Origin of the sequence: Panacagrimonas sp. (assembly GCF_965216805.1) — a bacterium.
In the GTDB taxonomy this organism is placed as follows: Bacteria; Pseudomonadota; Gammaproteobacteria; order Nevskiales; family Nevskiaceae; genus Panacagrimonas.
This window is the reverse complement of the sequence record NZ_CBDCGN010000002.1, coordinates 1,590,965-1,606,213: the sequence shown is the minus strand read 5'-3', so window position 1 is coordinate 1,606,213 and position 15,249 is coordinate 1,590,965. Positions and strand designations below refer to the sequence as shown.

At 63.9% G+C, this 15,249-nt stretch carries 14 protein-coding genes; 9 read left to right on the top strand and 5 right to left on the bottom strand.

All coding sequences use genetic code 11. The features are described 5' to 3' along the window. Positions 1 to 11 precede the first annotated feature (11 nt). Positions 12 to 1,112 carry a fatty acid desaturase family protein gene (locus tag ACOOHP_RS07685; RefSeq protein WP_420465865.1) on the top strand — a complete coding sequence of 367 codons (1,101 nt, stop codon included), beginning with the start codon at positions 12 to 14 and terminating at the stop codon, positions 1,110 to 1,112. A 26-nt stretch (positions 1,113 to 1,138) separates the two neighbouring features. On the opposite strand, the gene ACOOHP_RS07680 is transcribed toward ACOOHP_RS07685, so the two are convergent. Beyond that, positions 1,139 to 1,483, bottom strand: coding sequence for a hypothetical protein (locus ACOOHP_RS07680; protein WP_420465864.1), 345 nt, complete (start codon positions 1,481 to 1,483; stop codon positions 1,139 to 1,141). Between the two features lie 2 nt (positions 1,484 to 1,485). Here ACOOHP_RS07680 and metG point away from each other — a divergent pair, with 2 nt between their 5' ends. From metG to ACOOHP_RS07660, 4 genes are all read left to right on the top strand, one after another. Next, entirely contained in the window at positions 1,486 to 3,537 is a 2,052-nt protein-coding gene (gene metG / locus ACOOHP_RS07675; RefSeq protein WP_420465863.1) for a methionine--tRNA ligase, read from the top strand. A gap of 12 nt (positions 3,538 to 3,549) precedes the next feature. After that, on the top strand, positions 3,550 to 4,185 hold the full coding sequence (locus tag ACOOHP_RS07670; protein ID WP_420465862.1) for an RnfABCDGE type electron transport complex subunit B: 636 nt from the start codon (positions 3,550 to 3,552) through the stop codon (positions 4,183 to 4,185). After that, entirely contained in the window at positions 4,182 to 4,817 is a 636-nt protein-coding gene (gene nth / locus ACOOHP_RS07665; RefSeq protein ID WP_420465861.1) for an endonuclease III, read from the top strand. The genes ACOOHP_RS07670 and nth overlap by 4 nt, the downstream gene beginning before the upstream one ends. Before the next feature lie 153 nt (positions 4,818 to 4,970). Further along, positions 4,971 to 6,119, top strand: coding sequence for an acyl-CoA dehydrogenase family protein (locus ACOOHP_RS07660; protein ID WP_420465860.1), 1,149 nt, complete (start codon positions 4,971 to 4,973; stop codon positions 6,117 to 6,119). Positions 6,120 to 6,145: 26 nt separating this feature from the next. Here the strand turns inward: ACOOHP_RS07660 and ACOOHP_RS07655 are convergent, their stop codons facing one another. Beyond that, positions 6,146 to 6,739 carry an ABC-type transport auxiliary lipoprotein family protein gene (locus ACOOHP_RS07655; RefSeq protein WP_420465859.1) on the bottom strand — a complete coding sequence of 198 codons (594 nt, stop codon included), beginning with the start codon at positions 6,737 to 6,739 and terminating at the stop codon, positions 6,146 to 6,148. Then, positions 6,736 to 7,719, bottom strand: coding sequence for an MlaD family protein (locus ACOOHP_RS07650; protein ID WP_420465858.1), 984 nt, complete (start codon positions 7,717 to 7,719; stop codon positions 6,736 to 6,738). The genes ACOOHP_RS07655 and ACOOHP_RS07650 overlap by 4 nt, the downstream gene beginning before the upstream one ends. A 112-nt stretch (positions 7,720 to 7,831) precedes the next feature. Between ACOOHP_RS07650 and ACOOHP_RS07645 the strand changes: the two genes are divergently transcribed. Continuing rightward, positions 7,832 to 8,413 carry a DUF1134 domain-containing protein gene (locus ACOOHP_RS07645; RefSeq protein ID WP_420465857.1) on the top strand — a complete coding sequence of 194 codons (582 nt, stop codon included), beginning with the start codon at positions 7,832 to 7,834 and terminating at the stop codon, positions 8,411 to 8,413. Positions 8,414 to 8,489: 76 nt separating this feature from the next. Here ACOOHP_RS07645 and ACOOHP_RS07640 read toward each other — a convergent pair whose 3' ends face one another. Together ACOOHP_RS07640 and ACOOHP_RS07635 are read right to left on the bottom strand one after the other, a co-directional pair. Further along, positions 8,490 to 10,037: a ShlB/FhaC/HecB family hemolysin secretion/activation protein gene (locus ACOOHP_RS07640; RefSeq protein WP_420465856.1), complete on the bottom strand. Its 1,548-nt coding sequence runs from the start codon at positions 10,035 to 10,037 to the stop codon at positions 8,490 to 8,492. Between the two features lie 167 nt (positions 10,038 to 10,204). Continuing rightward, positions 10,205 to 12,259, bottom strand: a complete 2,055-nt coding sequence (locus tag ACOOHP_RS07635; protein WP_420465855.1) for a beta strand repeat-containing protein — start codon at positions 12,257 to 12,259, stop codon at positions 10,205 to 10,207. Positions 12,260 to 12,567: 308 nt separating this feature from the next. Here ACOOHP_RS07635 and ACOOHP_RS07630 point away from each other — a divergent pair, with 308 nt between their 5' ends. The 3 genes from ACOOHP_RS07630 to ACOOHP_RS07620 all read left to right on the top strand — a co-directional run bounded on the left by ACOOHP_RS07630 (position 12,568) and on the right by ACOOHP_RS07620 (position 15,244). Further along, a complete protein-coding gene (locus ACOOHP_RS07630; protein ID WP_420465854.1) occupies positions 12,568 to 13,281 on the top strand; it encodes a Bax inhibitor-1/YccA family protein in 714 nt (237 codons plus the stop codon). Between the two features lie 181 nt (positions 13,282 to 13,462). Continuing rightward, positions 13,463 to 13,693, top strand: coding sequence for a DUF2061 domain-containing protein (locus tag ACOOHP_RS07625; RefSeq protein ID WP_420465853.1), 231 nt, complete (start codon positions 13,463 to 13,465; stop codon positions 13,691 to 13,693). A 69-nt stretch (positions 13,694 to 13,762) separates the two neighbouring features. Then, positions 13,763 to 15,244 (top strand): amidase, encoded by a 1,482-nt coding sequence (locus ACOOHP_RS07620; protein ID WP_420465852.1) that lies wholly within the window; start codon positions 13,763 to 13,765, stop codon positions 15,242 to 15,244. Positions 15,245 to 15,249 lie beyond the last annotated feature (5 nt).

Genomic DNA, 15,249 nt, shown 5'->3' with positions numbered 1-15,249 from the left:
AGACCGTAAACATGTCCGCAAGCTATCCACAGCTCAGCCCGGAACAACTGCGAGGATTCGGCGCCGAGCTCGACGCCCTGCGTGCCCGCACCCAGGCGCAGGTGGGCCGTGAAGATGCGCGCTACATCCGTCGCGTGATCGCCGTTCAGCGTTATGCCGAGGCGATCGGTCGCGGACTGCTGTTCCTCGGCCTGTTCCCGCCGTTCTGGCTGCTGGGTACCCTGCTGCTGGCGGTCTCCAAGATCCTGGAGAACATGGAGATCGGCCACAACATCATGCATGGCCAGTACGACTGGATGCGCGACCCGCATATCGACGGCAAGACCTACGAATGGGACATTGCCGGCACCAGCGACAACTGGCGCAAGACGCACAACTTCAAGCATCACACCTATACCAATGTGCGTGGCATGGACGACGACATTGGTTACGGGCTGTTGCGCCTGTTTCCCGAACAGCGCTGGCGTCCGTTCTACCTGGCACAGCCGCTGGTGGCGATCGTGTTCGCGCTGCTGTTCGAGTGGGGCGTCGCCATCCAGGATCTGGAGTTGGGACGTTATTTTTCGGGGCGCAAGACCGGACAACAGCTGGCCCGCGAATGGCGACCGGTCGCACGCAAGATGCGCAAGCAGATTCTCAAGGACTACGTATTGTTTCCCTTGCTGGCCGGGCCGTTTTTTCTGCCGGTGCTGGCGGGAAACTTTGTGGCCAACATCCTGCGCAACCTGTGGACCTACCTGATCATCTTCTGCGGTCACTTCACCGCACAGGTGCATATCTTTCCGCGTAGCTCAGTGGAAAACGAGAGTCGACCGCATTGGTACTTGCGCCAAGTATTGGGCTCCTCGAATCTCAAGGGCGGACGCCTGTTCCACCTCATGTCCGGCAACCTGAGCCATCAGATCGAGCACCATCTGTACCCCGATCTGCCGTCATACCGCTACGCCCGTATCGCGCCCGAGGTCCAGGCGATCTGCGCCCGCTACCAAGTGCCGTACAACAGCGGACGCCTGTCGATCCAGTTTGGCCAGGTGATATGGCGCATCTTGCGCCATGCACTGCCCAGCCGGCCTGGGTCAGCCAGCCCCCAGGCAATAGCCACTACGGGCTAAAACGTGGGGAAGCGGCGCCGGACGACTCAATCATCATCGTCGTCGTCTTCGTCGTCGTGATCGTCATCATCGTCATCGTCATCGTCATCGTCATCGTCATCGTCATCGTCATCCCGGTCATCGTCATCCCAGGCGGCCACCTGCAAGGGCTGCACATCCGCTGCCTCGGTGACGGCAGCAGAGGACAGCGCTAGCGCATAACCGGACGCGAGTGTCAGCAGCACAGCCAAGCTGAGCGCAGTAACGGAAGCAGACTTCATGGTGACGATCTCCAGGCGGATCGAACGATCATCGCCAGGCAGGGCTGAATCCGTTCTGAACCCTGCGGGCGCGCCGTGAGATAATTCGCGAATTCCCTCGACCCGGCTCACCGATGACCCGTCACCTCCTCGTCACCAATGCCCTGCCCTATGCCAATGGCCCGCTGCATCTGGGCCACATGGTCGGGTATGTGCAGGCGGACATCTGGGTCCGATTTCAGCGCCTGTGCGGCAATCAGACGACCTACGTCTGCGCCGATGACGCCCACGGCACCCCCATCATGCTGGCGGCAGAAAAAGCCGGCGTCACGCCCGAGCAATTCATCGCCGCGGTGCAAACCGAACACGCGCGCGACTTCCATGATTTCGGCGTGCATTTCGATCACTACCATTCCACCCACTCCGAAGAAAACCGATATTTCAGCGAGCTGATCTACACGCGCTTGAAAGAAGGCGGTTACGTCGCGCGCCGCTCGATCCAGCAGCTCTACGATCCGGCGCGGAGCATGTTCCTGCCCGACCGCTACATCAAGGGCGAATGTCCCAGGTGCGGCACGGCCGACCAGTACGGCGACAACTGCGAGCATTGCGGCGCTGCGTACTCGCCGACCGATCTCAAGAATCCCCGATCGGTGGTATCCGGCGTAGCGCCGGTGATGCGCGACTCCGAACATTTCTTCTTCGAACTGGGGAAATTCCAGAGCTTCCTGCAGACCTGGCTGGAAGGCGACGTCGCGCAACCTTCGGTCAAGGCCAAGCTGCGCGAGTGGTTCGATGCAGGTCTCAAGGACTGGGACATTTCACGCGATGCGCCGTACTTCGGCTTCGCCATCCCCGGCGAGCCGGGCAAGTTCTTCTATGTTTGGCTCGACGCCCCCATCGGGTACATGGCCAGCCACCGCGCGTATGCCGATGCCACCGGCGGCGATTTCGATGCCTACTGGAATGCAGGTGCCGGGACCGAACTGCATCATTTCATCGGCAAGGACATCGTCAATTTTCATGGCCTGTTCTGGCCGGCGATGCTGCAAGGCTCGGGACATCGCACGCCGACCAAGCTGCACGTCAACGGCTATCTGACGATCAACGGCGCCAAGATGAGCAAGAGCCGCGGCACCTTCGTGCGCGCACGCACCTGGCTCGATCATCTGGACCCCGAATACCTGCGCTACTATTTCGCTGCCAAGCTCGGCAGCGGCATTGACGATCTCGATCTCGATCTCAAGGACTTTCAGGCCCGTGTCAACAGCGACCTGGTCGGTAAGTTCGTCAACATCGCCAGCCGCTGCGCCGGCTTCATCGAAAAATTGTTCGAGGGTCGCCTGGCGCTGGCCATGCATGACCGCAGCCTGTTCGACGACCTGGCCTCGGAAGCGGACACCCTGCGCACCTTGTACGAGGCCGGAGATTACGCCGCTGCGCTGCGGGAGATCATGCTGATGGCAGACGATGCCAATGCGGAGATCCAGAAGCTGGCGCCCTGGACCCTGGCCAAAGATCCCGATCAGCGCGATCGCCTGCATCAGATCTGCACCACCTTTCTCAACGTCTTCCGCCAGATCGCGCTGTACCTGAAACCGGTGCTCCCGGGCACTGCGACCAAGGTCGAAAGCTTTCTGGGCATTGCACCGCTGAGCTGGAGCGATCTGGGCAAGCCCTTGCTCGGTCACAGTATCCGTCCCTACGAAGCCCTGATCACGCGAGTCGAGCAAAAGCAGGTGGACGCCATGATGGCCGCCGAGTCGGCGGGCGAGCCCGCACCCGAGAAACCCGCCCCGGCGAAAGCGGCAAAGCAATCCACGACGCCCACTGCTGCAGCACCATCACACGCCACCGAATCCATCACCATCGACGATTTCGGCAAGGTCGACCTGCGCATCGCGCGCATCGCCAGTGCCGACCCGGTTGAGGGTGCCGACAAGCTACTGCGCCTCAGGCTGGACCTGGGGCCGCTCGGCGAGCGTCAGGTCTTCGCCGGCATCAAGGCTGCCTACAAGCCGGAACAGCTGGTCGGGCGACTGACCCTGTGCGTCGCCAACCTGGCCCCACGCAAGATGAAATTCGGCATCAGCGAGGGCATGGTGCTCGCCGCCAGCGACGGGCACGGTGGACCCTACCTGCTGGCCCCCGATTCCGGGGCGCAAGCGGGCATGCGAATCAAGTGAAGGAGAACGGCGTTGGCCCGTGCCGCAGCCCCGCCGCACGACAGCCCAGGCGACGCTACGCTGGCTGACCGGCTGGACGCACTACTGCCGCAGACCCAATGCACGCGCTGCGGCTACCCTGCGTGCCGGCCTTACGCCGAAGCCCTGGCGAGCGGCCGCGCCGAGATCAATCGCTGTCCGCCCGGAGGCGACGCCGGCGTCGCGCGGTTGGCGGAGCTGCTGCACCGACCGAAGCTGCCGCTAGACCCCTCCCGCGGCGTCGAGAAATCCGTAGAGACCGTGGCGCGCGTGGTGGAGGCCGATTGCATCGGCTGCACCAAATGTATTCAAGCCTGCCCGGTCGATGCCATCGTCGGCGCCATGAATCTGATGCATACGGTGATGGCCGCCGAGTGCAACGGATGCGAGTTGTGCCTGCCCGTCTGCCCGGTGGACTGCATCGAAATGATCGACATCCCCACGGCGCCTGCGGCCTATCAGCGCGCGGCGCACTACCGCCAGCGCTACAACGCACGCAACTCCAGGCTGGCACGGCGCGCACAACAGGCTGGGGTCGAGCGCCATCGGCGCAAGGAAGCCAAGGCGGCGTACGACCCCGTTGCCGCCGCCCTGGCGCGCGCCCGAGATCAGCCCCGACGTCAACCATGAACCCGACCAAGCGGCGCGAAATCTACACGCGTCTGCGAGACGCCAACCCGGCACCGACCACGGAGCTGAAATTCGCATCGCCATTCGAACTGCTGGTAGCGGTGGTACTGTCGGCGCAAGCCACCGACGTGTCGGTCAACAAAGCCACGGCAAAGCTCTACCCGGTTGCCAACACGCCAGCGCAGATTCTGGCGCTGGGCGAAGCAGGGTTGCGCGAGCACATCAAAACCATCGGACTGTTCAACACCAAGGCAAAAAACGTGATCGCGCTGTGCCGGATGCTGCTGCGCGAGCACGCAGGCGAGGTGCCACGAGATCGCGAAGCCCTGGAAAAGCTACCCGGTGTCGGCCGCAAGACGGCCAACGTCGTGCTCAACACGGCTTTCGGCGAACCTACCATCGCAGTGGACACGCATATCTTCCGGGTCGCCAACCGCACCGGACTCGCCCCCGGCAAGGACGTGCGTGCGGTGGAAGACCGATTGCTGAAATTCACCCCGGACGAGTTCAAACGCGACGCCCATCACTGGCTGATCCTGCACGGACGTTATGTGTGCAAGGCGTTGAAACCGGAATGTGGGCGCTGCCCGATCGCAGATTTGTGCGAGTACCGGCAGAAGATACACTTGTAGAAGCCCTCGACCAGTCGGCGCCAGCGGCGCGCACACGTGCGAGATCAACGCACAACCCTTGCTGCAGTATCTTCCGCACAGTGCGGACCTCGTCAGAGGAATTCGTGTCGACCGTGACCAGATGATCCCGTCCATAACCATCGATCCCAACCCATGAGCAGCCCATCTCCCGAACTCGAACTCTTCCGGGACAACGTCAAGCGTTTCTTCACGGAAGAAGTGGAACCCCATTACGAGCGGTGGGAAAAGGACGGCAGGGTACCGCCGGAGCTGTATCTCAAGATGGGCGAGCACGGCCTGTTATGCGTCGACCAGCCGGAGGAGTACGGCGGCATGGGCGCGCCCTTCGAATTCTCGGTGGCGGTGCTGGAGGAGGCTTCGCGCATGGGCTTCATGGCGCTGGCGTCAAATCTTTCGGTGCATTCCGACATCGCTGCGCCTTACATTCTGCACCTGGGTAGCGAGACGCAGAAACGCAATTACCTTCCGCGCATGGCCCGTGGCGAATGCATCGGCGCCATCGGCATGACCGAGCCCGGCGCCGGGTCCGACCTGCAGAGCATCAAGACTTCCGCACTGCCCGACGGCGACGGGCATTACCGCATCAGCGGCTCCAAGACCTTCATCACCAACGGCCAGAACGCCGGTGTGGTCATTCTGGCGACCAAAACCGACCCCAAGCTGGGCGCGCGCGGCACCACGCTGTTCACGCTGGAGACCAGCCTTCCCGGCTTCAGCCGCGGTCGCAACCTCGACAAGGTCGGTCAATACGCAGCCGACACCTCGGAGTTGTTTTTCGACGACGTCCGTGTGCCGGCCGACGAGATCCTCGGCAAGCCCGGCGGAGGATTCGGTCACCTGGTGGACGAGCTGCCGCGCGAGCGCCTGGTGCTGGGCGCGATGGCGGTTGCGCACGCGCAGGGAGCACTGGAGCGCACGCTGGAATATGTCACCCAGCGCAAGGCTTTTGGCGCAGCCATCGCCTCGTTCCAGAACACGCGCTTCGAGCTGGCCAAAATCAAGACCGAGATCGAGGTCCATCGGGCGTTCGTGGAAAAGTGCGCACGCCTGTATGCGGAGAAGCAGCTCGACGTGGCGACGGCGGCGATGGTCAAGCTGTCCACTTCCGAAATGGAAGGCCGGGTGACCGATGCCTGTCTGCAGCTCTTCGGCGGCTACGGCTACATGAGCGAGTACCCGATCTCACGCTACTGGACCGATGCGCGCATCCAGCGCATCTACGGCGGCACGTCCGAGATCATGAAGGAAGTGATCGGACGCAGTCTGGTGGGCCGCGGTTGAACAGGTGCCCCAAGAGGCGTTGACGATCAGCGATTGAACTCGGCAGCGAGCTGCTCGATCAGTTCGCGATTGGCCTGTGCCGCCAACTGGCCCGCCATGTCGGCAAACGCCTCTGCGGTGGGCGCCGACAACAGCCGGGTCTGCGCAAAGCGCACGACCAGGAGCGGCTCCAGCGCCTCATCGGTGACAACAAAGTCAGCCGCAAACTCCGCTTTGGCGCCTTCCGGTTGCAAGTGAAATTCAAGCCGCCGCAACCGCGGCTTGACGATGTACGCCGCTCGCTGACGGCTGCGGCGACCGTGCACACGCTGGTCGCCGAACGCGGCACGCAAGCTCGCTTCGAGCCCATCGGTAAGCATCCGCGTAGGCTGCTCCGACCAGAACAAGTAGCCGAACTGTTCCAGCGCGCCCTTGCCTTCGGGCCGGCGATAGATCAACTGGCGCTCTGCGTACAGACCATGTGCGTCGAACGGTTCCAGCATCACGTGCGGCGCGTCGGCCATCGCCGCGACCTCCGCCATTGCACTGTCGAGATGGTAATAACGGTCGGTGTAGGGAGCCCTTGCTGCGCAGGCCGTCAGCAACCACGCCAGCGCAAACGCTCCTGCAACGCGGATCATGGCGCCTCCGGCAACGGCGCCACAGGTGCCAGCGGATCGGGCGGCGACTGCGAGCCACGCAGGATCACGCCCGGGTTCTGCCGCAGCTGGCGGGAGAAATCGCGAAAGTTGCGTGTGGTCAGATCGATGTCCTCGCCGATGGGCTCGGCATAGTGCGCCATGGTTCTCATCACATAGCGGAATTCCTGCAGTCCCACCAGCAGATCGTCACCGCCGGCATTGACCAGGGTGTTGAGTTCTTCAGAGGCGTTGCGGAGGCTTTCCGAAGTGCGATCAACGTTGGCGATCAGACGATCCACCGCGCCGATGCGCTGCGGCGACATGAATCGATCCACGCGGTCGGAGACCTGTGCCAGATTGGTCGTTGCCACCGCCGCCTCGCGCGCGATGGTCGGCCAACTCTCCGCCGTGGCGGCGGTGATCACACGAAGGTCGCCGACCATCGGGCGCAACTGCTGATCGAGCAACTCGCCGAAGATCGAAACCTGCTTGTTCAGATTTTCCAGCAGCGGCAGCAAGCCGGTGTCGGTCAGCTCGTCGAAATTGCCTGCGGCACTCGAAATCGAAGACAGGACGTCGACGCCGCCCGCCGGCGTGATGCGTGCGCCCGGGCTCAGCAAGGTCTTGCTGTCACCGGCTGCGATGCTGATGTTCTGCGGCGACAGCACACCCGGCGACACCGGTCGGGCCACGCTGTCCTCCGGAATCTTCCAGCCCCGTGCCACCGAAAGCTCCACCCGGAAGCGGGTCTGCCCCCCGGCGTCCTGCTCGGGCACGATGCGCTCGACCTGCCCGACCGGATACCCTTCGAATACCACCTGCGAGCCAAACTTGAGTCCGGCAACGTTGGCGTATTCGGTGTAGTAGGAATCGGTGGCGCCGGTGCGGCCGGCGAGAAACGCCAGCGCCACCACCAGACTGGCGAGCACCGCCAGGACGAAACCACCGACGATGGCAAGGTTCGCGCGTGATGAGATCATGGCGCGAGCGTAGCAGAGCGATTTGCGCGCGTGCGTTCAGCGCTGGGTCATGGCCTGCGTCCACGCTAGCCGACAGTTTTCACCCCGACTTTCAACCGCGGAGGTTCACCTCATGTCCCGTATCGCCCCGACTCTTTCCTTGGTCCTGTTCATGTGGCTGCCTGCCGCATTCGCCGAAGAAGTGAAGCCGCAGGACCAGCCGGTGAACCAGGAGGGCTACACCGCCGAGGAGATCTACAGCGTGGCCGAAAACTTCTTCGGTGGTACCACCGAAGGACTGGCCAAGGTGATCGAACGGGTATTCGCCGAGCAGGGCCGCCCGGTTGCCTATATCGTCGGCGAGGAGGCCAGCGGTGCCATTGGCGTCGGACTGCGCTACGGTCGCGGCGATCTGACCTACAACGACGGCGCGTCAATGCCGGTGTTCTGGCAAGGGCCTTCGATCGGTTGGGACTTCGGCGGTAACGCTTCCAAGGTGATGACCCTGGTCTACAAGCTGCGCAACACCCAGGACCTGTTCCAGCGCTATCCCGGCGTCGAGGGCAGCCTGTATTTCGTAGCGGGCGTGGGCGTGAACTATCAGAAGAGCGGCGAGATCACGCTGGCGCCGATCCGCACCGGCGTTGGCCTGCGCGCTGGCGCCAACGTGGGTTATCTGCACTACACCCGCAAGGAGTCCTGGCTGCCGTTCTGAGTCTGCCGGCATTACTTGAAAAGCCCGGACCGATGACTCGGTCCGGGCTTTTCTTTGCACCGATCTTCTGCCGACTTCAGAACTTGGCGCCAACGCGGAAGAACACATTGGCATCGGCGTCGTCGAGGATTTCCTGGTCGATGTCCTCTTCGCTGAACGACTCGGCGTAAGACACCGCAGCCTCGAAGTTGGGGCCAAGGCCCATGACCAGAGACACACCGCCGTCGCCGATGGCTTGCGTCCCGGTGGGTTGTCCGAACACCGCTTCTTCGAACCGCGCAACGCCGTATTCGGCAAACAGTCGCGGCTTGATCGTCGCCGCACCCAAGGTGAGCCCCTTGAGTTCGAACTGCAGCCGCGCGATGCCACCGGTGTCGCCCGAGGCCACGCCGGGCAGATACGCTTCGACGTTACCGACGCCACCCATCACCCATTGCTGCTGCTCGGGCAGGGCATCGCTGGTGATCTGTCCGGTCGCGACCAGAGAAAGGGTCAGCCACTCGTGCAGATAGGCGCGCGCGCTCAGGGTCGGCCGATACAACAGGTAACCAAGGTCGGCCGCGGTGAACGGGTCGTCGGTCTCGTCGTCACCCAGGCCCGAGCGAACTGCGATCGAGCCTCCGAGTTCGGTCTGCACGCCCAGCGGCCGCAGGGCGGTGGTGTAATCGGTGGAGATTTCAGCCGACCCATACTCTTGGCGCTGGACCGACTCGTCACTTTCGGTGACTGAAAAATCCTTACGCGTGTAATCGGCCTTGGCTCCGATAGTCCAGCGGCTGGTAAAGTCTGCCGCGAGCAGGTAGGTCCACCCCAGTTCCGCCTGCCGGATATCGCCATCAAACGAAATCAGGTCGGGGAACCCGGGGATTTCCAGATTCTGTTGGTAGCCGACATAGCGACCACTGAGCCCGAACAGCCCCCAGGGCGTGACCCGGCTCCAGCCCAGAGAATGCTCGTGGTAGCCCTTGGCGCCGCGATCGTCCGACAAGCCTTCAAGCACATGCCGCCCGGTGGCGCGGAATTCGTCGCCGGTGGTCAGCGAGGTCGTCGCGAAGTAGTCGAGGAAGTGGCGGCCGACGAAGCGGTTGCCCGGGTTGCCGAACTCGGCGCCGACGAAACTGCGCTTGGGCGCGCCGTCGTGAGGCTCGACCCTCAGCACCATGCTGCCCGCTTCGTCGGCAATGAAGCTAGGCGTGGCGGTCTGGCCGGCGCGGTCGGCATGCAGCGAGGCCAGCGTGCGACCGGGCTCCAAGGCGTCATCGGTCAACGGCTCCGCACCGGCCACACCGGCCAGGTAACGGTCGTACGGTGCGGGCGCTTCGACCTTGCTGACAGCGCCCAGCTTGACCAGAACGTAGAGGTCGGGCTCGACCAGCGCATAGGTCACCTGCACGCCGGGATAGCCGGCCGCGTAGTAAAGCCCTTGCACAAGGCGCACCGCATCGGACATCGATTGCGAGGCGGTGATGGCAGCCTCCAGATCGCTTTGGCTCACGGCGTTCGGGCCGATCACGTGCAGGTTGACTCCCTGCACCGCGGCGGTGACGTAAGCCGAACCCTGCTGCTGGATAACTTCGGCCGAGCCCTGCATCGGGGGCAGCGGCGGCGGTAAGGCGATAGGCATGAATCTCTTCCCGTAAAAAAAAATCTTGATGTCGAGCGCCGCGGCCGACTGCGGCCGTTGTGCTCTCTTCTGGTTTGAACCCCCGAGGTGACCCACCCCTCGGGGGGCGAAGCGTTATCTCTCGCGCCGCATCATCCGCAGCGCAGTGCCTGCTTGTTGTTTGTCGCTCAGGTGTCCAGTTCGCAATCGGCCTTGCCTGACTGCGAGATGTTGCCCAGGCCGTCGAGCACGATCACCGTGCACAACGGATCGATCGGCTGGGCTGGCGGCGCCGCCAGCGGCGGACGTACCGGCGCAGCCGCCTGGATGCTGACGTTCTGGAGTTGGACCGCGTTGGGATCAGCCTTGGTCGAGGCCATGGCGATGTCGCAGGCGGTCGCCACGCTCCGGGTCGCGCCGGTGGAGGAATCGCGGACCACCACGGTGCAAAGTTCTTCTTCGGTGTTGGTGGCCACGGAGTCGTCGACCGGCGCTGTCTCCGGGCCGTTGAGCAGACCCACGGCGAGCTGGCCGCCTTCGCCGGACTCGGCGCCGTTGATCAATCCAACGGAAACCGAATCGGCATTGCCCGAATTGTCGCCATTGAGGGCACTGACGCTGACCGTACCGGAATTGCCGGAGTCGTCGCCGTTCAGCGCCGCCACAGCCAGCCGGCCCGAATTGGCCGAGCCGTCACCGTTGAGGGCACCGATCGCGAGCTGTCCACCGTTACCGGAGTTGTCGCCGTTCAGAACACCGGCCCCCAGCAACAGACTGTTGCCGGAGTTGTCGCCATTGAGCACGCCGGCACCGAGAAAGTCGCCATTGCCGGAGTTGTTGGCGTTGAGTATCCCGGCGCCGATCGCACCGGTGCCGGAGTTCTCGCCATTGAGCACGCCGATGCCCGCCAGACTGGCGGTGCCAGCATCGTTGCCGCTCAGGGCGCCGAGTCCGAGCAGGCTGCCGGAACCGGTGTTGTCGCCGTTGAGCACGCCGACGCCGACCGCGCCGCCGGTGCCCGTGTTATTGCCCGACAACAGCGCCACGCCGGCCAGCGCGGGAACGATCCCGTTCAGGGTGGCCTGACCGCTGCCGTTACCCGACAGCGCGGCGACGCCCAGCGGACCTCTGCCGGAGCCGTCGCCGCACAGCGCGCAGACCCCGAGAACGCTGCCCTGCCCGGAGCTGTCGCCGGCCAGTACGCCGACACCGATCGCGCCGCCGGTGCCCGCGCCGTCGCCGGCCAGCAAACCCAGATTGAGCAGCGGGTTGGAACTGTAGCTCGCCGGCCCAGCGAGTCTGCCGCCGACATTGATTCCGAACGCGTCGATCAGCGGAATCTGCTTGGCCACCGCATCCAGTTGGGTCATCAGGCTGGCCGGGCTCAGGCTCCGACCTTCGCCAAAGCCGATGTTCAGGAGTTGATCGCGGTTGAGCACCTGCACGCTGAGGTCCTCGCCGTTACCGGAATTGACGCCCGACAGGATCGCGACGCCGATCGACCGGCCGTTACCGGTATTGGCGCCATTGAGCAGGCCGATGCCGACCGGATTGCCGTTGCCGGCGTTGTTGCCGGACAAGGCCGCCAGGCCGAGCAAGCCCAGGCCGTTGCCGGTGTTGTCACCGTTGAGCAGACCGATGCCGATACCGCCGCTGTTGCCGGCGTTGTTGCCGGACAGGACCGCCAGGCCGAGCAGGCGCCCGAGGCCGGTGTTGTTGCGGTTCAGAATGCCGACGCCGGCCAGTTCGCCGCGACCGGCGTTGATACCGGACAGCGCCGCGATGCCTGCCAGGGTTGCGAAGCTGCCGGTGTTGTTGCCATTGAGCACGCCCAGCGCCGCCAGGCCGCCTAAGCCGGTGTTGTTTTCCGACAGGATGGCCCCGGACAGCAGTCCGTTGGGGCCGAGAATGGCCGACCCGTCACCTTCGAGCAGCGCCAGGTCCAGCAGGCCGATGTTGCCGTCCAGGCCGAGCAAGGGCGTGACCAGGACGCCGTCGAGCTGGTCGGCGATCAGAGCGAAGCGACCGATGCGCAGGACGTCGCCGATGCCCGAACCGTTGTTGCCTTCCTGCAGCGCGGTGATTCCCAGCGGACCGCGTTGCCCCGTCAGCCCTCTTAGGATCGGCAGGCTGCCGGTCAGCGCGGTCACGCCGGGGCCGACGTTGCCGAGCGCAGCGCCCAACGTGGTCAGCGGCCCGGCATGGGCAGCAACGGGTAACAGGGCGGACAAGGCGAGCGTCATCGCTCGGATCCGGGAGCTTGAAATCTTCATCGGGCACTCCACTAAACAGAAAGAAACTCGAACGGTCGGTATGCTGCAGCGCAGTATAGTGATCTAGACACGGACTATGCGGCCCCAAGGTTCCCCAAATTGTTTAATTTGTTGCATTTTTCGTGACTGTACCGTGAATGCGTCAAGCTCGGTGCCGATGCGATCCGGCCACGGAACCGCGCCGACGACTATCGGGTCCGAATAGCCTTCGTAGTACCATTAAACCTGTACACCCGAATTCGATTTCCCAATTCGATTCTCTTTTCAGGAGCAGCGCCATGAGCCAAAGCAAGTACCCCGTAACCGTCGGCCGCGGCCCCTACGCTGGCGCGGTACCCGGCATTGCCGATTCCGCCCAGAAAGTCCTGCGTAACACCTACATGCTGCTGTCGATGACGCTGCTGTTCAGCGCCGTGATGGCCGGCGTGTCGATGGCGCTCAACGTGCCCTACGGTCTGAGCCTGGTGTGTTCGCTGGTGTCGTTGGGGCTACTCTGGTTCGTGGTGCCGCGCACCGCCAACTCCGAGGCGGGCATCTGGGTGGTGTTCGCGGTCACTGGCCTGCTCGGTTTCGGACTGGGTCCGGTGCTCAACATGTACCTGGGCCGCTTTGCCAACGGCGGTCAGATCGTGATGATGGCCTTCGGTCTCACCGGCGCGATTTTCGTCGGCCTGTCCGCCTACGCAGTCAAGACCCGTCGCGATTTCAGCTTCATGCGCGGCATGCTGTTCGGCGGCATTCTGCTGGCCTTCGTGCTCAGCATCGGCATGCTGGTGGCTTCGATGTTCGGCTTCTACTTCCAGCCGCTAGCGCTGGGCATCTCGGCGATGTTCGCGCTGCTGATGTGCGGCCTGATTCTCTATCAGACCGGCGAGATCGTGAACGGCGGCGAGACCAACTACGTGCTGGCCACGGTGACGCTCTACGTCTCCATCTACAACCTGTTCACCAGCCTGCTGCATCTGCTCGGATTCGCCTCCGGCGAAGAATAAACAAAGAGGCAAGCCTCGACATCAAGGCCCCGCACCGCGGGGCCTTTTTTGTGGCGCTCTGGTCGTCATACTGTCATGGTGAAAAACTATTCCAAAGATCAAAATGTTTGACTTGAGCTATTGTCGAGAATCATTAGCATCTGGTCTTCGCAGAAATCCTGGCGATCACACAGAGCCCGACATGATCAAGACTTTCAGTTTCGCTGCAGTGCATATGACGGTGGCTTTCACGGTCGTCTATCTGCTAACCGGCGACATCCTGGCCGGCGGCGCGATCGCCTTGATCGAACCGCTGTGCAACACCGTCGCGTATCACTTCCACGAGCGGTTCTGGCGTCGCCGGACAGATAATGACTCGGCCTCGGCCGGGCCAGGAATCAATCGGCACCCGACCCGGCACGCGCACGCCTGAAGGGGTCAAGCCGACAAGCTCGCCAATCCGGACTGCTAGCCTCCCGCAATCCCTGACCGACACTCCACCATGATATTCGACGACTACGTCTCCCACGACGCGCTGGGTCTAGCTGCACTGGTCGCCAGCGGGCAGGTCAGCGCGGAGCAGCTTCTGCAGGCCGCGATCCGGCGTGCCGACGAGGTCGACCCGCGTATCAACGCCGTCGTCAAGCGTCTGGACGCCCACGCCCGTCGCGAGACCGTGGCGCCACGACCGGGGCCGTTCTGCGGTGTGCCTTTCCTGCTCAAGGATCTGATGGCGGATTACGGCGGCGAGACCACTTCCGGCGGCTGCCGACTGCTGGCCGACTTCGTGCCGACGCAGGATTCGGAACTGGTCCGCCGCTATCGGGCGGCCGGACTGATCGTGTTCGGCAAGACCAACACCCCCGAATTCGGACTGACGCCGTTCACCGAACCGCTGCTGTTCGGGCCGACGCGCAATCCCTGGAATCTGGACCACACACCCGGCGGCTCCAGCGGCGGCTCGGGTGCGGCTGTTGCGGCGGGTATCGTTCCGATGGCCAGCGGTGGCGATGGTGGCGGCTCCATCCGCATTCCCGCCTCCTGCAATGGCCTGGTCGGCCTCAAGCCCTCCCGCGGGCTGACACCGTCGGGCCCGGATCGTGGCGAATCCTGGTGGGGATTTTCCGCCGAGCACGTACTGACCCGCAGCGTGCGCGACTGCGCCGCGGCACTGGATGCCACCGCCGGGCCCGATGCCGGGTGTCCTTATTTCACCAGCCCCGCGCCCGGTTACTTGCAGGCCTTGAGCGAGGCCCCGCCGCGGCTGCGCATCGCGTTTTCGTCCAAGCCTCTGGTGGGTCGGACCATGCACCCCGAATGCGTGCGTGGCCTGGAGCACACGGTGCAGTTGCTGCTGTCACTGGGACACGAGGTGGAAGAAGCCGCTCCGGTCGTGGAACGGGAAGCCTTCATCCAGGCCTTCGTGGTGATGCTGGCCGCCGAGACCGCCGGTTATCTCGCCTACATCGCCCGCAACCTGGGCAGGGCACTGGATCGGGGCAAGATCGAACCGGCGACGTTGGCGCTGGCGCGTATCGGTCGGGCCGTCAGCGGCGAGGACGTGACCCTGGCGCGCTACTTCTTTGCCTCGCTGACGCGCCGGATCGGCCGCTGGTTCGAGCACTACGACATGCTGCTGACGCCGACCTTGGGCATGCCGCCGTTTCGTATCGGTGCACTGCAGGCCGACTTCATCGAACGGCTGCAACTCGGCCTGGTCAATCGGTTGCCGATCGCCGGTCTGATCAAGTCCGGCACCTTGCTGCAACAGGTGGCGGAAAAATCCATGGACTGGATCCCCAACACGCCGGTGTTCAACGTCACCGGTCAGCCGTCGATCTCGTTGCCCCTGCACTGGAGCGACGACGGCCTGCCGGTGGGCATGATGTTCACCGCGCGGCTGGCGGACGACACCCGCCTGCTGCAGCTGTCCGCGCAGCTCGAACAAGCCCAGCCGTGGTTCGGCAGACGGGCCCCGCTGTGAACCGC